The organism is Bacillus sp. FSL H8-0516 (assembly GCF_038635285.1).
In the GTDB taxonomy this organism is placed as follows: Bacteria; Bacillota; Bacilli; order Bacillales; family Bacillaceae; genus Bacillus; species Bacillus safensis.
The window spans coordinates 1839215-1858194 of sequence record NZ_CP152051.1 but is presented as its reverse complement, the minus strand read 5'-3'; the positions used below and the strand labels follow the sequence as shown (position 1 = coordinate 1858194).

Here is an 18980-nt window from a genome sequence, read left to right as displayed (position 1 = left end):
GAGGGAGCCAGATGGCATTACCAAAGAGTGTGCTTATCAGGGAGGTCGGCCCGCGGGACGGACTGCAAAATGAATCAGTCTGGCTTGACACAGGCGAGAAGCGAACGTGGATTGATCTGCTCGCAGCAGCCCAGCTCCCTTATATTGAAGTCACATCATTTGTTCATCCTAAATGGGTTCCAGCCTTAAAAGATGCCAAAGAACTCACCCAATCCTTTAACAAAAAAGACGGCATCACCTATGCAGCACTCATTCCCAATGAAAAAGGCTTAGCTCATTTTTTTGAAGCCAATCTTGACACAGGCGCTATGTTCATCTCTTCGAGTGAAACACATAACAAGAAAAATATGAATCAATCCATCCACGAAACACTTCCTGTTATCAAACAAATGACAGCTGATTTAAAAGCAGCAGGAAAAAACACGCGCGCGTATATTTCCACCGTGTTTGGCTGCCCATATGAAAAACAAGTGCCAATGGATCAAGTCCTCCGGTTAACGGATATTTTGCTTTCTTATGGCATTGATGAAATATCTCTCGGTGACACCATCGGTGAAGCCCATCCGCTTCAAGTAGAAAGACGCTTAGACATTTTACTCGAACGTTTTCCTGCTGATAAAATCGCTCTTCATTTTCATGATACGAAGGGGATGGCTCTTGCGAATATTTATACGGCATTAAAAGCAGGGATCACCATATTTGACTCCTCCAGCGGCGGGCTTGGCGGATGTCCCTACGCACCTGGTTCCAGCGGAAATGTGGCGACAGAAGATGTGGTGCATATGCTTCAAAAACTAGGAATTGAGACAAATATTCACCTTCCTGCATTAATTAAAGCGGCAGAATGGATTGAAGCAAAAGTAGATCGAATCCTGCCTAGTCACTGTTTACGCGCTTATCACTCTCAGACTACTTCATAAAGGATGAATAACATGACATCATTGATCCATTTTTCGATACAAGATGAACAGATCGGAATCATGACCTTAAACAGGCCAGAACAAGCGAATTCCCTATCTGCTCCAATGCTGGAGGAGATCAATCAAATCATTCAAGAAATCAAACACGATGAAAGCATTCGCTGTCTTCTCATTACAGGAGCCGGTTCAAAAGTCTTTTGTGCTGGAGCAGATTTAAAAGAACGACGATTGATGACAGAAGCAGAAGCGAAAGGAGCTGTTCTTTCGATTCAGCAAACTTTTATCGAGATTGAATCTATTCCTGTACCTGTCATTGCAGTGATAAATGGACACGCACTGGGCGGAGGACTTGAGCTCGCGCTCGCTTGTGATCTCCGCATTGCACGAGCCGGAGCAAGACTCGGCCTGCCAGAAACAGGACTAGCTATCATACCAGGAGCCGGAGGGACGCAGCGCCTTCCGCGCCTCATTGGACTCGGTAAAGCAAAAGAACTTATTTTCACAGGCGCATCATTACAAGCAGAAGAAGCCATTCAAATTGGGCTGATTGAGCATATCTCTGTAGCAGATTCCCTCATGAACGATGCCATCTCTCTTGCAAAACAAATCATCAAAAATGGCCCGCTTGCCTTAAAAGAAGCGAAACAAGCGATTCAATCAAGCCTTGATCACGATTTGCATACAGGTTTGACAAAGGAATACGAAGCGTATCTACGGCTCATTGAGACAGAAGATCGAACGGAAGGTCTTCAAGCCTTCCAAGAAAAACGAACGCCTCAATACAGAGGCAGGTAGCAAGAAAGGGGAATGGGTATGATCGAAGGATATGAACTAAAAAAACAGCAGATTCTGAAAGGCGGGGCAGACCGATACCATCAAAAAAACAAAGAAAAAGGAAAATTGTTTGTCCGTGACCGCCTCCAGTTGTTATTAGATGAGGATTCTTTCATTGAGGATGCCATGTTTGCCGAGTGTCAAAATGAACATTTACCAGCAGATGGTGTTGTCACAGGGACAGGGCGGATGAATGGGCAGACTGTTTGCGTTATGGCAAATGATTCTACCGTCAAGGCAGGATCATGGGGCGTCAAAACGGTAGAAAAAATCATTAGAATCCAGGAAACAGCCGAAAAGCTCAACTGCCCAATGCTGTATTTAGTTGACTCAGCGGGTGCTAGAATCACCGATCAAATCGCCATGTTTCCAGGCAGAAGGGGTGCAGGCCGCATTTTTTATAACCAAGTGAAGCTGTCTGGACGTATTCCGCAAATTTGTTTACTATTTGGTCCTTCGGCAGCCGGAGGTGCTTACATTCCTGCTTTTTGTGACATCGTCGTCATGGTCGAAGGGAATGCCTCAATGTACTTAGGCTCACCGCGAATGGCCGAAATGGTGATTGGAGAGAAAGTATCCCTTGAAGAAATGGGCGGCGCAAAAATGCATTGCAGCATTTCTGGATGCGGCGATATTTTAGCAAAAACAGAGGAAGAAGCCATTCAAATCGCCCGCACTTATTTAACTTACATGCCTGCCAACTATACAGAAAAACCAAAGCGGGCAGCCGCAATCGCACCTAAACCATCAGAGATCACCATCCAAGACCTCATTCCTAAAGGGCAGAATACCCCTTTTGATATGTATCAGCTCATTGATTTACTCATTGATGAAGGATCATTTTTTGAAATCAAAAAACTGTTTGCCGCAGAATTGATCACAGGCTTTGGCCGCATGAATGGTCAGCCTGTCGGTCTTATTGCCAACCAGCCGAGGGTAAAAGGCGGCGTTTTATTCCATGACTCAGCAGACAAAGCCGCTAAGTTTATTCAGCTATGTGACGCCTTTCATATTCCACTCCTTTTCCTTGCCGATATACCGGGGTTTATGATCGGAACAAAAGTGGAACAAGCAGGCATTATCAGGCACGGAGCGAAAATGATCTCCGCCATGTCAGAGGCAACCGTTCCGAAAATATCCGTCATTGTTCGTAAAGCATATGGTGCAGGTTTATATGCAATGGCAGGACCGGCCTTTGAACCGGACTGCTGTCTCGCACTCCCATCAGCACAAATTGCTGTCATGGGGCCAGAAGCCGCTGTAAATGCTGTCTATGCGAATAAAATTGCCGAACTGCCTGCTGAGGAAAGAGCGGCATTTATTCAAGAGAAACGCAAGGAATACCAGGAAGATATGAATATATATGAGCTTGCCTCTGAAATGATTGTCGATGGTGTCATCCCATTTGACCATTTGCGAGATGAGCTTTGTCATAGATTACAAGCCTATACCTCTAAAGAGATGACATTTACAAGACGAAAACACCCGGTTTATCCGGTCTAAAGGGGGCGGCCTCATGATGAACCTAAAACCAGCGTGGATACCCGAAGAACAGATGATGAAACAAACACGCCTTTACAAATGGATGCATTCACTTGGTTTTTCTACTTATGATGCGTTCTATCAAGCTAGTATCGAGCGGACCGATTGGTTTTGGAGAGAAGCCGAAAAGGCGGTCGGCATCGTGTGGAAGAAGCCGTATGAAGCCGCATTAGGCCAAGATTCATTCATGTGGCCCAATTGGTATAAAGGCGGACGGCTCAACGTGGTCGAAACGGCTGTTGACAAATGGGCAGAGAATGAAGAAACCCAGCATCAACCAGCTGTGATGTGGAGAAATGAAGCGGGAGAAGAGAGAAGATGGTCGTTCCTCGAACTTCAAGAAAAGGTCAATCGTCTCGCTGCTGGTTTTTTGAAAAAGGGAATACAAAAAGGGGATGTAGCGGTCATTTATATGCCGATGCTTCCGGAAACAGCTGCCGTCATGCTTGCCTTTGCAAAGATTGGTGTCATCTTTAGCCCGGTTTTTTCTGGCTATGGAAGCGAGCCTCTTGCCGTACGTATTCGTGCATCAGGTGCAACCATTGTCGTCACAGGCTCAAGCGTGACGCGCCGGGGAAAGACAATCAACATGCGTGAATGTGCGGCAGAAGCGATCGACAAAACCAAGACTGTCCAAACAGTCATTGTACATGCTTCCTCTTCTACTGGATATAAAGAGGATATTCAGCTAAACGATTTGTTAAAAGAGGAACCACTGAGTAAAACGACTTATCTTTCAAATGAAGATCCCCTTATGATCTTATACACGTCTGGAACAACCGGTACACCAAAAGGGGCTGTCCATACACACGCAGGCTTTCCTGTAAAAGCGGCTTTTGATGCCGGTCTTTGTATGGACGTTGCAAAAGGAGACCGTTTGTTTTGGCTCACAGACATGGGATGGATGATGGGGCCCTTTCTCGTCTTTGGCGGCTTGATCAATGGAGCTGCAATTGTTTTATATGACGGCGCCCCCGATTATCCAGATGAACAGCACCTTTGGTCATTCATCCACGAGCAAAAAGTCACCCATTTTGGACTTTCACCTACTTTTGTTCGTTCTGCGATGCAGCAAAACCTTTCAGACATTGAGCTGCCGCATGTGAAAGCCATCATATCTACAGGTGAACCGTGGAATGAAGCACCATGGCAATGGCTTTTTGACACCATTGGTCAAAAGCACATTCCAATCTTAAATTACTCAGGGGGAACAGAGGTTTCTGGCGGTATTGTAGGAAGTACGCTGCTTCGTCCAATCAAACCGATCCTTTTTAATGCGGCCATCTTAGGAATGGCGGCAGATGTGTATAATGAGGCAGGAGAGAGCGTTCTGAATGAGGTAGGGGAGCTTGTTGTGAAAAAGCCGTGGGTCGGCATGACATGTGGGTTTTGGAAAGATCCGGAGCGATATGAAGACACCTATTTTAGGCGATTTGATGGGGTGTGGACGCACGGTGATTGGGTGATGCAATCAGAGGATGGCGCATTCCATATCACGGGCAGATCGGATGATGTCATTAATACAGCAGGTAAACGCATTGGTCCAGCTGAAATTGAATCCATTCTTGTCGGGCATCCAGCCGTACATGAGGCTGCTGTGATTGGAGTAAAGGATGAGGTGAAGGGAGAAGCACTAGTTTGTTTCATAGTGGCCAGTTCACAGTCTTTCGAAGAAGCAGCACTCATTCAAGAGCTCAAAATACATGTTGGTTCATATGCGGGAAAAGCGCTCACACCAAAGGAAATTCATCTCATTTCAGCATTACCGAAAACAAGAAACGGAAAAATCGTCCGGCGTTTATTAAAAGGAGCTTATGAACAGCAGCCTTCACCAGATCTTTCGTCTCTAGATAATCCTGATGTGTATAACAGCATTTGCGAATACTTGAAAAGGAAACAAAGTCCATAAAAAAAAGACAGGAGAGCGTCCTGTCTTTTTTATTGCACATGAAAATTCGTGCCATCTGTTGTTTCTTTTACAATACCTGCCCGAATCACAAAATCACCGAAATGTTCATGTTCCGCGCGTTCTTTTGCATAGCGAGGGAGAAGAGAGCCAAGCTCGTTTAAAATGTCTTCTTCTCCTACATTTTCTCGGTACAGTTTACTTAATCTGCTGCCATCAAACGCAGCGCCAAGATACATGTTGTATTTACCAGGTGATTTCCCGATAAAGCCAATTTCACCAAGCGCATGACGGGCGCATCCATTTGGACATCCAGTCATACGAATCGTGATTTCTTTATCACTTAAGCCATTTTCTTCGACAATCTCTTCAATTTTGTCAATTAAGCGCGGGAGGTAGCGTTCTGCCTCTGCCATCGCTAAGCCGCATGTCGGAAGAGCAACACAGGCCATTGAACTGCGGCGCAGTGCAGAGTGCTGCTGTCCATCTGACAAACCAAACTCCTCAATGAGCTGCTCGATTTGTTTCTTTTTATGAGATGTGACGTTTCCAATGATCAAATTTTGATTCGCTGTTAAGCGGAAGTCACCTGTATGAATCTTTGCGATTTCACGAATGCCTGTCATCAGCGGATAATCATCGTAATCCGTGATACGTCCGCCTTCTACAAACATCGTATAATGCCATCTGCCATTAATGCCTTTTACCCAGCCATAGCGGTCACCGTTATGATCGAAGTGATAATCTCTTGCGTCTAATAGGGTAAATCCAAGGCGGCGCTCAAGCTCTTCTTTTACATTCTCAAGACCAAGGCGGTCCACTGTATATTTAAAGCGGGCATTTTTTCTCACCGAACGGTTTCCGTAGTCCCGCTGGATGGTGATCACTTGTTTGGCAATCTCTACAACTTGTTCCGGTGTACAAAAGCCAATTACTTTTGCAAGCTGAGGATAGGTCGCTGTATCACCATGAGTCATGCCCATTCCACCGCCAATCGCAACATTAAAACCGACTAATTGATCATTTTCAATAATCGCAATGAAGCCTAAATCCTGCGAAAATACATCAATATCGTTAGCCGGAGGGACCGCCACACCAATCTTGAATTTTCTTGGCAAATAAAGTGGACCATACATCGGCTCAACCTCTGTATCAGGCGTTGCTGCTACCTTTTCCTCATCAAGCCAAATTTCATGATACGCTCTTGTTTGCGGAAGCAGGTCATCACTTAATTTTTTGGCGAGCTCGTATACATCATGGTGCACTTCTGATTGATAAGGATTTGACGTACACATGACATTACGGTTCACATCGCCGCAAGCAGCGATCGTATCAAGCATAGTGGAATGAATGTCTTGAATGGTCTTTTTCATGTTCCATTTTAGAATACCGTGAAGCTGAAAGGTTTCACGAGTTGTCAGCTTTAACGTACCGTTGCCATATTTATGAGCAAGCTCATCCATTACAAGCCACTGTTTGGATGTAGCGATTCCGCCAGGCAGGCGGACGCGCAGCATAAATTGATAGGCAGGCTCAAGCTTTTGTTTTTGCCGTTCATTTCTCAGGTCACGATCATCCTGTAAATAACTGCCGTGATGCTTCATCAGACGGTTATCATCATCAGGAATACCCGCTGAAATCGGATCGAGCATCACTTCTTTTAAAGTACCCCGTAAATAATCACTTTTTTCTTTGATTTCCTCTACGTCGCTCGGAGGTCCTTCCGGCGCTGTTAATGCTGTCTTCACCATGTAAGTAAAAGCTCCTTTCTTTCAAGCATTCAATCAATATACGTCACGCTGATAGCGTTTTTGCTGCTGCAAGTTGGCTAGATAGCTTTCAGCTTTCTCTTTGCTCATCGCACCTTCTTCTTGGATGATTGATAGAAGGGTATTATGAACATCATGCGCCATATGTTTTTCATCTCCGCAGACATATACATAGGCACCTTGCTCCAGCCATTCGAATAATTCTTTACTTTGTTTCTTCATTTGGTGCTGGACATATACTTTTTCCTCTGAATCTCTTGAAAAAGCCACATCCATTTTCGTTAACACACCATCTTTTAACCACTTTTGCCATTCGGTTTGATATAAGAAATCCGTCACAAAGTGCTGATCACCGAAGAACAACCATGACTTTCCGTCTGCACCGACTTCCTCGCGCTCCTGCATAAAGGAACGGAAAGGGGCGATGCCTGTGCCTGGTCCTACCATAATGATCGGTGCTTCAGGATTTTCAGGAAGCTTAAAGTTTTGATTGTGCTGGATATAAACAGGCAGCTTATCACCTGGCTCTAAGCGCTCCGCACATAAGATTGAGCAGACACCTTGACGTTCTCTTCCGTGAGCATCATATCTCACAGCACCAATCGTCAAATGAACTTCTTCTTCATTTGCTTTCAGGCTGCTTGCAATGGAATAAAGGCGAGCCGGAATTTTTCTTAAAATGGCAGTGAAGTCTGCCGCTGTTCCTTCAAAAGGACCGAAATCACGAGCAGCATCTACTAAATCTCTTCCTGCTATATATGCTTTTAATTTTTCTTCGTTTCCTTCTTCTAAAAGGGCCTGCAAGGCTTCGCTTTTTGTAAAGGACGCCATCTTTTGAAGAAGAGGTTTTGTCAATACGGTAATCTCAAAATGAGAGGTAAGTGCTTCTTTTAAAGGAAGCGTGTCGCCGTTTTTATGAACGGTTACGGCTTCCTCTGCATTCCATCCGCATGTTGTGATCAGTTCATCAACAAGCGCAGGATCATTTGTTGGATAAATACCAAGGCTGTCACCCGGCTCATAAACAAGTCCTGATCCTTCAAGAGAAAGCTCCAAATGACGGGTTTCTTTGTTAGAACCGCGGCCATTTAAGTTGATATTTTCAAGCACTTCAGCATAAAAAGGATTTGTTCTTGAGTATTCAGATGCAGCTGTTTGAGTGTTCGCTTCCGCTGATTCCTGCGGGGCTGTCGCAGCTCCGCCTTCGCTAAGTGATGATGCCACCCCTTGAAGCCATTCAGAAAACGGCTCATCATAATCAAGATCACAGTCCACTCGATCGAAAAGACGCGTTCCGCCAAGCTCTTTTAAGCGCTCATCAAATTCTTTACCTGTTTGACAGAAGAATTCGTAAGAGCTGTCACCAAGTGATAGGACAGAAAAGCTTAAATGATCGAGCTTTGGTGCACGTCTGCCGTGAACATATTCATGGAAAGAAAGGGCATTATCAGGCGGATCTCCCTCGCCATGTGTGCTGACGATAATCAGTAAATTGTTTATTTTTTTCAGACTATTCGGTTTAAAATCTGACATAGAAGAGAGCGTCACTTGAAAACCTTTCTCTTCAAGATGCTGCGCTGTCTTTTTTGCTAACCCTTCAGAATTGCCTGTTTGTGAGCCATAAAGGACGGTCACATCTTTGCTGATAGGCTGCGCTGGTGCTGCGGCAGAAAGAGAAGGGGCTAGGGCAGTATTTTCTGATCCGGCTAAAGCTGCCTGTGCTGATAAATAACCGGTAAGCCAAATTTTTTGCTGATCTGTTAAAGTCGGAAGCAGCTGATTAAGCAGTTCTGCCTGCTCCTGACTAAACGGACTGTTCAATACATGAAGTTGCAACAATATCCACCTCACAAGGAATATAAACATAGATTAATTCGATAGGAATTATATATATAGGTTCAATTTGAACTTTACCGAAAGTTTGCCATTAAGTAAAATATATAATATTGATTGTCATGATTAAGATTTCTAATACCTTTGCAAAGTGACAGAACTTGAAGGTGAATCGCTTAACTGTATAAAGCACCTTAAGAAAAATGGGCCGTTTTGAATGAAGAGACGATCGTAAGGGATTGAAAAGGGGTGTATGAAAGTTGATGCAGATAAAGTTTAAAAATATAAAATGTTTTCGGCTTGTCATCTTAATTTTTCTCGTTTTATTAGTAGCGTGCAATTCTCCAAAGGATAATATAAAAGATTCATACAATCAGAATAAAACAACAGCACCTTTTTCAAAAAAAGGCATCCTGCTAAGAAAAGGGGAGACGAATTTACTTCTTATAAACAATAAAACGCCATTAAAAAGCGATGATTCATTGAAAACTCATCTTCTTATTGAAAAGTATAAAAATGATCTCATCGTTATGGATTTAACGAAAGTAGATTCTAAAGAGCTGTCACAGGGTCAAACGATTGAGGTTTGGTTTGATGAGTTACAAGAATCGTTTCCTCCTAAAGCAAAGGTCGAAAAATATAAAATCATGATGGATAAGTAGGGGAGCAGGGGGCAGATTCTTTCTATCATAAAAAAGGAGAAAAACCTTAGAGTTTTTCTCCTTTTTTCAAATTATGCTGTTGGAAGTCCCATCACAGCTTTCACTTCTAAATATTCCTCGATACCGAAGTCTCCCCATTCTCTTCCGATACCAGATTGCTTAAAGCCGCCAAACGGGGCAAAGTAATCTGTTTCGGCATTGTTAATGGTAATTTGACCGGCACGAATATGTTCAGCTACATATTTTAATGTTTTTTCATCTTTTCCAACCACATAGCCAGCAAGACCGTACACTGTATCATTGGCAATCTCAAGGGCATGATCCAAGTCTTGATATGTGATCACACTCATGACGGGTCCGAATATTTCCTCTTGCGCAATGGTCATATCATTTTTCACATTTGTGAAAATAGTATGTTTAGCGAAATATCCTTTGTCTAGTCCGTCCGGCTTACCAGTTCCCCCAGCAAGTAGGTGAGCACCTTCTTCAATTCCTTTTTCAATATAAGACTGCACGGTATCCCATTGCTTTTTGGAGACAAGCGGGCCAGTGGCGTGATCTTCTCGCGGATCACCAACTGTAAACTTCGGCAGGGCATTCAGCAGCGCTTTTTCAAATGCGTCTTTCATTGATTCAGGAATCAGCACACGTGTAGCTGCGGAACACACTTGACCTGTATTCATCGCAATATGATGAACGGCTGTTTCGGCTGCCTCATCCACATCTGCATCATCTAAGACGATAAGAGGGGATTTCCCGCCGAGCTCAAGAGCCACTTTCTTAATATTGTCTGCAGCATTTTCCATTATTTTAGAGCCGACAGCACCTGATCCCGTAAATGAAACAAAGTCAATATCAGGGTGTGAGCTAATGCCGTCACCAATGACATCACCAGTTCCGTTTACTAGGTTGAAGACGCCTTTCGGTACGCCAGCTTCATCAATGATGTCTGCAAGAATCATTGCGGCAAAAGGTGTAATTTCCGCAGGCTTTAAGACAACTGGCGATCCTGCTGCAATGGCACCCGCGATTTTAAGTGATGTTTGATTCGTTGGGAAATTCCAAGGTGTAATCAATCCGCTGACACCAATCGCTTCTTTTATAATGGTGTGTCCGCCGCGGTCCTCAGTAAATGTATACGATTTAAGTGCTTCCGCTGCTTTAGAAAAATGTTCATGTCCCATTTTGTAATGAACTTCTTCTGATACTTTCAGCGGTGCACCGAGCTCTTGTGTCATGACTTCAATTAGTTCATCCTTACGCTTTTCGTAGCCGCGCACAATGTTTTCCAGCATCTTTACGCGTTCATTTCGAGATGTTTTTGAGAAAGAAGGGAAGGCGGCACGAGCGGCTTTGACTGCCTTATCTAAATCTTCTTTTGTACCTAAACTAATGGTGCCAATGACTTCCTCTGTAGCAGGATTGATGACCTCCGTCGTTTCGTTTCCTGTTGATGCGATCCATTCTCCGTTAATAAAATGTTTCTCTTGATTTCTCATTCTGACATGTCTCCTTTTTATATGTGATTCAATTCAATATTCTGTTTTCAGGTGATATAAAACTGTACCCACTGTGAAAAATCTAAAACGATGCAACTGTAAAAGAAAAAGTTTCTGATATAATACGCAAAGTGGGACATATGTCCTTTTCAACATGAGGGCATCTATCTTTTAATGGAACTAGACTGAAAAAGAAGGAGCATTTGAACGAATGAAAGGTGTTATTTTCGCTTTATTAGGAGGCGCTTGTATTACACTGCAAGGCGTAGCAAACGCAAGAATCAGCCAGGATATCGGGACATGGCAGGCGGCAACCATCACGCAGCTGACCGGTTTTATGATCGCACTGATCATTTTACTGATCGTACGTGACGGACACTTCAGGGAATATCAAAAGGTGCAGCCGCTTTATTTAGTAGGCGGTGCATTTGCAGCCATTATTATTTTCAATGAAGTGACTGCGATTCAAATGATCGGTGTCACACTGACCATCGCTGCTTTACTCATTGCACAGCTTGCTTTCACCTTTGCAATCGATGCAAAAGGATGGTTTGGTGTACAGAAGAAGAAAATGAAATGGCAGCATTATGCAGGAATTCTATTGATGATCGCAGGCGTAATCATTTTAAAGCTATAAAGGAGGGCGTTAGATGGAGGAGCTTCATGATCAATCTCTATTTTCCTCTTATCTCAAAGCACATGAATTAGAAAACGTCTTTCATCAGAAACTCATATCACACGTCAGCTTATGGCGCTATGAGCAAGGTGAGCTGATTTGTTCAAAGGGAGATCAGAGGGAGCACTTGTACTTGTTAGTAAAAGGAAAATTAAAGATTTTCACCACCACAAAAGAAGGAAAGACCTTCATTCTTTGTTTTAAACATCCTCTTGAAGCGATTGGAGATATTGAATACGTTCAGCAGACTGATATGGTCAATACAGTGGAGGCTGTCACAGAAGTACATATGCTAAGGATTTCTCATCAAGCGCTCATGCGCCATGCGAAAGATGACCCCCGCGTGTTAACCTTTTTACTAAAGGGCATCACAAACAAATTTTATACGAAATCAAACGATTTGAGCTTCCACCTTTTATACCCTGTAGAGGTCAGACTCGCAAGCTACTTATTGTCTGTGTTAACAGGGGATAACAGCGCGAGCGCACTTCGTCTTACTGATGCGGCAAGCTTAATTGGTACAAGCTACCGTCATATTAACCGGGTGATTCAGCAATTTTGTGAAAAAGGGCTGATCAAGAGGCGAAGAGGGGAGATTACGATTCTTGACCGGGAAGGACTCTTAGAAATAGCGGAGCGAAACATTTATGAATAGAAGAAATGAAGGGATACAGACATGATCATAGGAATAGGATTAGCCATTACGGCTGGCGCACTTGTCAGCTTACAAACCATTTTTAACAGTAAGGTCAATGAGCAGACAGGCTCTTGGTCAACGACCACTCTCGTTCTAGGTATGGGCTTTATTGCTTCACTCTTGATGGGTCTTTTGCTAGAAGGAACCGGCATGTTTCAATTAAGACATATGGAAGCGTGGTACTGGATTAGCGGAGCCATTGGAGTAGGGGTGGTCATCTGCCTCGTTCAAAGCATCAAACGTCTTGGTCCGACTTATGGAATCTCGATTGTCCTGATTTCACAGCTCGGCTCCGCACTTTTGTTCGATTCGCTCGGCTGGCTTGGGTTAGAGAAAGTGGAATTTTCTACCGCAAAACTATTAGGTGTCATTGTGATTGTTGCGGGGATCTTGGTGTTTAAATTGACCAAATTGGAGGCAGCAGAAGAGGAGAAATCAGAAGAAAAAGGGCTGCCACAAGAGTAGCTGCCCTTTAGATCAACCGCCGCCATAGAATGGTTATCGTGGATAAACCATTTAAAAGGAGCCTTTTCATTAAAGGCTTTTTTTTCTGCCCATATGACCCCGCTTTATAGGCTGCTTTATCCTTCGCGACGAGATAGCTATAAGCGATTTTCCGTTCAATTGCCCCAGTAAGTGATAGCGCAAACGGGGCACTATCAATGACCAAAATCGACTCTGTATTTAAAAAACTAGACCTCGCATCTAAATTATATGTTCCGATAATACTTAAATAATCATCAATGACCATTGATTTCGCATGAATGGAATACGGACCTTCATATTCGTACAAATGAACGCCTGTTTTCATCAGTTCCTTTTTCGTGCTTAAGTAACCTGCAAAAGCTAACGGATTTGGCGTCGCTGTAAGAGAATTCGTGACAACTGTCGTTTGAATCCCGCTGGCTAAGGGAGTGAGGCCGTCTTTCATGGGGCGTGTCGGGATGACATAGGGCGTCTGTATGAGCACAGAACGCTTTGCCCGGTGAGCAAGATCGTTTAGTTTTTTCAGCACAAGAGGACGCTTATTGAAGCGCTCCACAGGATTTGTAAAAAATGCAATCTGCTTTACTGAGGTGCCATCTGCTGCCCAATTAAAGGACGACATCACAAAAGGTTCTTTCGCATGCACTGCCTCCTGATAGGATCTAAGCAGTTTCTTTCTTAGTTTTAAGCCTTTTTTTGCTTTTTGTTTAGAGAATACAGCTTTTGTTCTTTTCGTAAAGTCATGATTCCATAAATAAACGAAATATTGCTCCATTTCATCTAATACTTTTCCTTTTTTGTCGTTATAGAGCAGCACATCGCGGTCAAATGCAAAGTCTTTCGGCGGCTGATCTGCAAAGTATTTATCACCGATATTTCTTCCGCCCATGACAGCCACTCGGCCATCTGCCAGCAGCAGCTTATCATGAAGGCGGTTATGCCACGTCCATGGCTTAAATAACCGAAAGGGCTCATAAAAACGAATGGCCATGTTCGGGTGATTTGCCACGGCATATCGTAAATCTTTTAGCGGTCCACGCAAACTGTGGCAGATGCCGTCTAAAAGCAGCTGAACTTTCACCCCTCGATCAGCAGCTTCAATTAAAGCACCTAGTACCCATTCGGCTGTTTTTCCCTTTTGAATGGAATAATAACTTAGGCGGATCATCCTCTTTGCCTCACGAATCATTTGGATTCTGGCCTGACCAGACTCAAATCCATCGTCAAGAAGCATCACTTGATTTGTGCCCTGATCATCTCCTGAGATCGAAGAGGCTTTATAGATACAATGTTCTTTGCATGTTTTTTGGATCGGTAAATAAAACAAAACAAATGCGGTCAAAAAGACATAAACGACATAGAGAAGGATCAGATAAAACAAAAGATGAAGCATTCGGATCAGCTCCTTTCACATAGACACAACTTTTCCTTAGTTTATGTCAAAAATAAAATTTCACTCATTTTCGCCTTTCATCTAAATACATGACAAAAGAATCATCTTGTTTTTATTGGGCATTTAATTATAGTATGAAATGAATAAGGGGGAATCGAATTGAACGAATCATTATTTAACATCCCAAGCGATGTATATCAAACGTTAAGTGAAACAGAACGTTATTTACTCAATTATATTCACCAGCATTTAGAGGATATCTCCACCTTATCCATTGTCACTTTAAGCGAAAGAGCCAATGTATCGACTGCCACGATAGTCAGGCTGATGAAAAAAATTGGCTATAACGGCTATACATCCTTTAAATATCGATTGAAACAAGAAAAGAAAATGACAGATGCAAGCGACCAGCTCAAAAATATTGATGAAGACATCAAACTAGCCATTCGGAAAAATGAAGAAGAGGTTTTAAAAACGATACAGCTGCAAAGTATTGGACAAATTGAAGATGCCGTTCAAAAAATACATAATGCAGACAAAATTTATATTTTCGGCAGAGGCTTCTCAGAGATGATCGCCAAAGAGATGACCATCAAATTACAGCTCATCGGGAAAACATGTGAAGTACACGACGATCCGAATATCATTCGGCTGAAATCGCGAGACATTGAAAAAAGTGAGCTTGCCATCTTTGTTTCATTAAATGGCGAAACAGCTGAGCTTGTTGAAGCGTGTCAAAACCTCAGTATGAAGCAAGTCACAACCATTACGGTTACGACAAGAATAGATTCTACATTAAGCAAAATATCAGATATGACACTAGTCGGATATAAAGGGGAACAATCTTTCTTCCCAGATTATGAAGTCAGATCCCGTCTGTCTCTTCATGTCATTGCCCGCATTTTACTTGACGCCTATGTGATCCGAATGAAATAACCAATAAGAAAGCCTTCGAGAGTTTGATCTGGAAGGCTTTTTCTCATGAAAACCTTTACACATTCTGAAAACATTTTCACTGAATCGTATGAGATACTTTCTTTAGAGAAAAGAAAGAAGGTGAAACCAATTGATTTATACCTGCACCTTAAATCCTGCTATTGACCTATATATTGCATTAAAAGAAATGCGGGCAAATGCAGTCAATCGCACAGAAGATGAAGATTATCAGCCGAATGGAAAAGGCGTGAACGTGTCAATTATGCTAAAGAAATATGGCTTCACCAGCACTGCACTAGGATTTATTGCTGGGTTTTCAGGCTCTTATATTGAACAATCCTTAAAGGATCTCTCCATTCAAACCGATTTTATCTCGGTTGAAGGCATTACACGCATTAATGTTTTTATCAATACGACAGAAGAATACAAGCTAGTGAATCAAGGCCCTGCAATTGAAGAAAAAGCGCTTCACGCCTTTCGTGAGAAAATTGCGGCTATCCCGCAAGGAGGCATCCTCATCATGTCAGGCAGTCTGCCAAAGGGCGTTCCTGCCAGCATTTTTTCAGAAGTAGCAGCTATTTGTCATCAACAGAAGGTCAAGTTCATTTTAGACACAAGCTCCGCAGCGGTTCTTGAGACGCTTCAATACAAACCGTATTTATTAAAACCGAATGAAGAAGAAATCGCTGCTTTTTTCGGCAAAACACATCCTTTGTCAGAAAAAGAACTCATTCAATCAGGAGAGAAACTCATTGAGATGGGTGCAGAGCAAGTGCTTATTTCCCGCGGGGGAGAAGGGGCTTTGTTCATTACGAAAGACGCCGTCTTAAAAGGAAACGCACCGACAGGCACTGTAGTAAATACAGCTTGCTCTGGAGATGCGATGCTCGCAGCCTTTCTTAGTAAACAGCTTGAAGGTCATTCATCTGACGAGTGCTTACGTTACGGCATTGCAACTGGCGCATCTACTGCATTTTCTAAAGGCTTAAGTGATTTACATGACATTGATTCATTGATTGAGCAAGTACACATTCAGAAGAAATAAGGGGGAATAACACATGAGCCGTAAAAAAATTGTCGCTGCAACCGGCTGTCCAACAGGCATTGCACACACATTCATGGCAGCTGAAGCATTAAAAATCGCTGCCGAGCAGCTAGGGGTCGACATCAAAGTCGAAACGCATGGTCAAGTAGGAATTGAAAACGCTTTAACTGATCAAGACATTCTGGAGGCCGATGGGGTCATTGTCGCAGCTGACAAAGATGTAAATACAGATCGTTTTCACGGCAAACCACTAATTGAAGTGCCTGTAGCGAAGGGTATCCGCACGCCAAATGAACTGATCCAAGGCATTATCAATGGAGATGCCCCCGTTCATCAAGTGAAAGGAAGAACTTCTGGAACGGAGAAACCATCTGCTCCTTCATCCTCTCAACAAAAGTCGGCAAATAAATGGATACACACCATTTATAAGCACTTAATGAACGGTGTATCACACATGCTGCCATTTGTCGTTGGAGGCGGTGTCTTAATTGCCCTTTCTTTCTTATTTGGTATCTACTCTGCTGATCCTAAGCACGAAACGTATCATCCGTTTGCTGCCTATTTGAAAAGCATTGGCGGACTTGGCTTCAGCTTAATGGTACCAATTTTAGCAGCATTTATCGCTGATTCGATCGCAAGACGCCCAGGGATGGTCGTTGGATTTATAGGTGGTCTCCTTGCAAATGATGGAGGCGCTGGATTCTTAGGTGGTATTATCGCTGGTTTTGCAGCAGGGTATATCATCGTACTTCTTCAATTCCTGCTTCAAAAATTACCAGCATCACTTGATGGATTAAAATCAATCTTCATCTATCCTGTCATCGGTATTTTCTTAATTGGGGCTGTCATGACCCCGTTGTTAGTTCCAATCACAGGGCTAAATAATTCCTTAATGGACTTTCTTTCATCTGTACAATCCACAAATCCGCTGCTTTTAGGCTTAATTGTTGGAGCAATGTGTGGATTTGATATGGGCGGACCTTTTAACAAAGCAGCCTATGTCACAGGAACGGCTTTACTTGCAGAAGGTAACCTTTACTTCATGGCAGGTGTGTCAGCAGCATGTATCACACCGCCGCTTATCATTGCGATTGCTACAACGATTTTCCGAAAACATTTCACGCCACAAGAACGAAATGCAGGGGCAATCAACTATATTCTAGGAGCGACACATATTACAGAAGGAGCCATCCCATTTGCGGCCAAAAACCCGGTCGTTGTCCTGCCAATTATCATGTTTGGCTCTGCCATCTCTGCTATATTGACATATTTGTTTGGGGTACAGGTTCCAGCTCCGCATGGTGGATTCCTTGTTCTTCCGGTCGTCACAGGTGCATTCCAATGGGTGCTTTCCATACTAATCGGCTCACTCGTAGGTGCGATTCTCTACGGACTTTACCGTAAAAAAATAGACAACCCAGCAGTTTAAAAGGGAGGATGAGAAATGATGGAACATATCTATATGAATCTTCACGAAACAGCTTCTTCACAGGCTGGCGTGTTCGCAGCCATTGCTGACATTGCCTACAAAGCAGGTATTTGCACCTCACCAGAGGATGTCAAAAAAGGGTTAGCGGAAAGGGAAGCACTGAGTACAACCGGATTTCAAGATGGATTTGCCATTCCGCATACTCAAACAGAAGCCATCACGAAACCAGCACTTGTGATCGTCCGCACGGAAACAGGTATTGAATGGGACGCTTTTGATGGGAAGCCTTGCTTTTTCTTCTTATCCTTACTGATCCCTAAAAGTGAAGCAGGGACGACTCATTTAAAAGCTCTTTCAGCCCTTTCACGAGGCTTAATGGATGAAACGAAACGTCAAAAACTGCTGGAAACAAGAACAAATGAAGACATGCTTGCTGTATTAGAAACGGATATTTTAACTAGAGAGGATGTTTGATCATGCCTTTACTTTCAACAACACCAATGCTTGAGGCTGCGAAAAACGAAAAATACGGAATTGTGGCATTCAATGTGCACTCCTTTGACAGTATCTATTGGGTGCTCGAAACTGCCGCAGAATTAAAGTCACCTGTGATTTTGCAAACAACGGTTGGAACGGTTCAATCTCTTGGAGCAAAAGCGATTGCAGATACAGTGAAGGCGGCGGCTGATCAATATCAAATCCCAATCGGTCTTCACCTGGATCACTGCACAGACTTTGATGTGATTCTCACCTGTATCAGGGCTGGATATACATCCGTTATGATCGATGCATCTATGCACTCATATGAAGAAAATGTACGCCGCACAAAAGAAGTCGTGGATCTTGCCTTAAAAGTCGGTGTAAATGTCGAAGCAGAGCTAGGCAAGGTAGGCGGTGTAGAAGATGATATCGTCGTTGACGAAAAGGATGCTGAAAAAGCCGTTCCATCAGAATGCCGTCAATTTGTAGAAGAAACTGGAGTGCCTACTTTAGCGCCTGCGATTGGTACTGCCCATGGCATTTATAAAGGGGTGCCGGATATTGACTTTGACCGCATTGAACAAATTGCAGCGCTGGTCGATGTACCACTTGTCCTGCACGGTGGTTCCGCTGTACCAGATGAGGATGTCAAGCGATGCGTTGCACTTGGTATGGCAAAGGTGAATGTCTCAACTGAACTGAAAAATGCGTATTCCGAAGCAATACGTGATCATTTCTCAAACGAACCTGAAAGCTTAGATCCGCGTATGTATTTACAAAAAGCAAAACAAGCAGCGAAAGACATGGTCCAATCGAAAATACGAATCGTTGGCAGTGAAGGCAAAGCCCATCCGTTATATCAATAAGAAAAAA

General features: G+C 43.3%; 17 protein-coding genes. 13 read left to right on the top strand and 4 right to left on the bottom strand.

The features are described from left to right. Positions 1–11: 11 nt before the first annotated feature. The 4 genes from MHB67_RS09230 to MHB67_RS09215 are packed head-to-tail and all read left to right on the top strand — an operon-like array spanning position 12 to position 5205. Positions 12–920 carry a hydroxymethylglutaryl-CoA lyase gene (locus MHB67_RS09230; protein ID WP_122631301.1) on the top strand — a complete coding sequence of 303 codons (909 nt, stop codon included), beginning with the start codon at positions 12–14 and terminating at the stop codon, positions 918–920. Between the two features lie 12 nt (positions 921–932). Further along, on the top strand, positions 933–1715 hold the full coding sequence (locus tag MHB67_RS09225; RefSeq protein WP_122631302.1) for an enoyl-CoA hydratase: 783 nt from the start codon (positions 933–935) through the stop codon (positions 1713–1715). A gap of 18 nt (positions 1716–1733) precedes the next feature. Then, on the top strand, positions 1734–3257 hold the full coding sequence (locus tag MHB67_RS09220) for an acyl-CoA carboxylase subunit beta (protein ID WP_197172901.1): 1524 nt from the start codon (positions 1734–1736) through the stop codon (positions 3255–3257). Between the two features lie 13 nt (positions 3258–3270). Then, positions 3271–5205 carry an AMP-binding protein gene (locus MHB67_RS09215; protein ID WP_342492912.1) on the top strand — a complete coding sequence of 645 codons (1935 nt, stop codon included), beginning with the start codon at positions 3271–3273 and terminating at the stop codon, positions 5203–5205. A gap of 29 nt (positions 5206–5234) precedes the next feature. Here MHB67_RS09215 and cysI read toward each other — a convergent pair whose 3' ends face one another. Both cysI and MHB67_RS09205 read right to left on the bottom strand, forming a co-directional pair. Continuing rightward, positions 5235–6953, bottom strand: coding sequence for an assimilatory sulfite reductase (NADPH) hemoprotein subunit (gene cysI, locus MHB67_RS09210; RefSeq protein ID WP_073205848.1), 1719 nt, complete (start codon positions 6951–6953; stop codon positions 5235–5237). Positions 6954–6986: 33 nt separating this feature from the next. Next, positions 6987–8807: an assimilatory sulfite reductase (NADPH) flavoprotein subunit gene (locus MHB67_RS09205; RefSeq protein ID WP_342492911.1), complete on the bottom strand. Its 1821-nt coding sequence runs from the start codon at positions 8805–8807 to the stop codon at positions 6987–6989. Between the two features lie 260 nt (positions 8808–9067). On the opposite strand from MHB67_RS09205, the gene MHB67_RS09200 reads away from it, so the two are divergent. Beyond that, entirely contained in the window at positions 9068–9466 is a 399-nt protein-coding gene (locus MHB67_RS09200; RefSeq protein ID WP_285711127.1) for a DUF3221 domain-containing protein, read from the top strand. Between the two features lie 71 nt (positions 9467–9537). On the opposite strand, the gene MHB67_RS09195 is transcribed toward MHB67_RS09200, so the two are convergent. Then, positions 9538–10965, bottom strand: coding sequence for an aldehyde dehydrogenase family protein (locus tag MHB67_RS09195; protein ID WP_025093179.1), 1428 nt, complete (start codon positions 10963–10965; stop codon positions 9538–9540). A gap of 211 nt (positions 10966–11176) precedes the next feature. Between MHB67_RS09195 and MHB67_RS09190 the strand changes: the two genes are divergently transcribed. The 3 genes from MHB67_RS09190 to MHB67_RS09180 are packed head-to-tail and all read left to right on the top strand — an operon-like array spanning position 11177 to position 12803. Continuing rightward, positions 11177–11602 (top strand): DMT family transporter, encoded by a 426-nt coding sequence (locus tag MHB67_RS09190; protein WP_024425673.1) that lies wholly within the window; start codon positions 11177–11179, stop codon positions 11600–11602. Between the two features lie 13 nt (positions 11603–11615). Next, positions 11616–12296, top strand: coding sequence for a cyclic nucleotide-binding domain-containing protein (locus MHB67_RS09185; RefSeq protein ID WP_342492910.1), 681 nt, complete (start codon positions 11616–11618; stop codon positions 12294–12296). Between the two features lie 21 nt (positions 12297–12317). Beyond that, the gene (locus tag MHB67_RS09180; protein WP_342492909.1) at positions 12318–12803 is read left to right on the top strand and encodes a DMT family transporter; all 486 of its coding nucleotides are present in this window, start codon (positions 12318–12320) and stop codon (positions 12801–12803) included. A gap of 7 nt (positions 12804–12810) precedes the next feature. Here the strand turns inward: MHB67_RS09180 and MHB67_RS09175 are convergent, their stop codons facing one another. Further along, a complete protein-coding gene (locus tag MHB67_RS09175) occupies positions 12811–14217 on the bottom strand; it encodes a phospholipase D family protein (RefSeq protein ID WP_342492908.1) in 1407 nt (468 codons plus the stop codon). A gap of 159 nt (positions 14218–14376) precedes the next feature. Here MHB67_RS09175 and MHB67_RS09170 point away from each other — a divergent pair, with 159 nt between their 5' ends. The 5 genes from MHB67_RS09170 to MHB67_RS09150 all read left to right on the top strand — a co-directional run bounded on the left by MHB67_RS09170 (position 14377) and on the right by MHB67_RS09150 (position 18973). Further along, positions 14377–15153: a MurR/RpiR family transcriptional regulator gene (locus MHB67_RS09170; RefSeq protein ID WP_024425669.1), complete on the top strand. Its 777-nt coding sequence runs from the start codon at positions 14377–14379 to the stop codon at positions 15151–15153. A 130-nt stretch (positions 15154–15283) separates the two neighbouring features. Next, the gene (gene pfkB, locus MHB67_RS09165; RefSeq protein WP_133744069.1) at positions 15284–16198 is read left to right on the top strand and encodes a 1-phosphofructokinase; all 915 of its coding nucleotides are present in this window, start codon (positions 15284–15286) and stop codon (positions 16196–16198) included. Between the two features lie 13 nt (positions 16199–16211). Further along, positions 16212–17627, top strand: a complete 1416-nt coding sequence (locus MHB67_RS09160) for a PTS fructose transporter subunit IIBC (protein ID WP_133744068.1) — start codon at positions 16212–16214, stop codon at positions 17625–17627. 15 nt (positions 17628–17642) lie between these two features. After that, positions 17643–18101 carry a fructose PTS transporter subunit IIA gene (locus MHB67_RS09155; RefSeq protein WP_024427781.1) on the top strand — a complete coding sequence of 153 codons (459 nt, stop codon included), beginning with the start codon at positions 17643–17645 and terminating at the stop codon, positions 18099–18101. Positions 18102–18103: 2 nt separating this feature from the next. Beyond that, positions 18104–18973: a class II fructose-bisphosphate aldolase gene (locus MHB67_RS09150; protein ID WP_044335845.1), complete on the top strand. Its 870-nt coding sequence runs from the start codon at positions 18104–18106 to the stop codon at positions 18971–18973. Positions 18974–18980 lie beyond the last annotated feature (7 nt).

What these genes read in the sequence shown, in the direction of transcription:
- MHB67_RS09230 (WP_122631301.1), top strand. Translation starts at nt 12, where the DNA reads ATGGCATTACCAAAGAGTGTGCTTATCAGGGAGGTCGGCCCGCGGGAC.
- MHB67_RS09225 (WP_122631302.1), top strand. Translation starts at nt 933, where the DNA reads ATGACATCATTGATCCATTTTTCGATACAAGATGAACAGATCGGAATC.
- MHB67_RS09220 (WP_197172901.1), top strand. Translation starts at nt 1,734, where the DNA reads ATGATCGAAGGATATGAACTAAAAAAACAGCAGATTCTGAAAGGCGGG.
- MHB67_RS09215 (WP_342492912.1), top strand. Translation starts at nt 3,271, where the DNA reads ATGATGAACCTAAAACCAGCGTGGATACCCGAAGAACAGATGATGAAA.
- cysI (WP_073205848.1), bottom strand. Translation starts at nt 6,953, where the DNA reads ATGGTGAAGACAGCATTAACAGCGCCGGAAGGACCTCCGAGCGACGTA.
- MHB67_RS09200 (WP_285711127.1), top strand. Translation starts at nt 9,068, where the DNA reads ATGCAGATAAAGTTTAAAAATATAAAATGTTTTCGGCTTGTCATCTTA.
- MHB67_RS09195 (WP_025093179.1), bottom strand. Translation starts at nt 10,965, where the DNA reads ATGAGAAATCAAGAGAAACATTTTATTAACGGAGAATGGATCGCATCA.
- MHB67_RS09190 (WP_024425673.1), top strand. Translation starts at nt 11,177, where the DNA reads ATGAAAGGTGTTATTTTCGCTTTATTAGGAGGCGCTTGTATTACACTG.
- MHB67_RS09185 (WP_342492910.1), top strand. Translation starts at nt 11,616, where the DNA reads ATGGAGGAGCTTCATGATCAATCTCTATTTTCCTCTTATCTCAAAGCA.
- MHB67_RS09180 (WP_342492909.1), top strand. Translation starts at nt 12,318, where the DNA reads ATGATCATAGGAATAGGATTAGCCATTACGGCTGGCGCACTTGTCAGC.
- MHB67_RS09175 (WP_342492908.1), bottom strand. Translation starts at nt 14,217, where the DNA reads ATGCTTCATCTTTTGTTTTATCTGATCCTTCTCTATGTCGTTTATGTC.
- MHB67_RS09160 (WP_133744068.1), top strand. Translation starts at nt 16,212, where the DNA reads ATGAGCCGTAAAAAAATTGTCGCTGCAACCGGCTGTCCAACAGGCATT.
- MHB67_RS09155 (WP_024427781.1), top strand. Translation starts at nt 17,643, where the DNA reads ATGATGGAACATATCTATATGAATCTTCACGAAACAGCTTCTTCACAG.
- MHB67_RS09150 (WP_044335845.1), top strand. Translation starts at nt 18,104, where the DNA reads ATGCCTTTACTTTCAACAACACCAATGCTTGAGGCTGCGAAAAACGAA.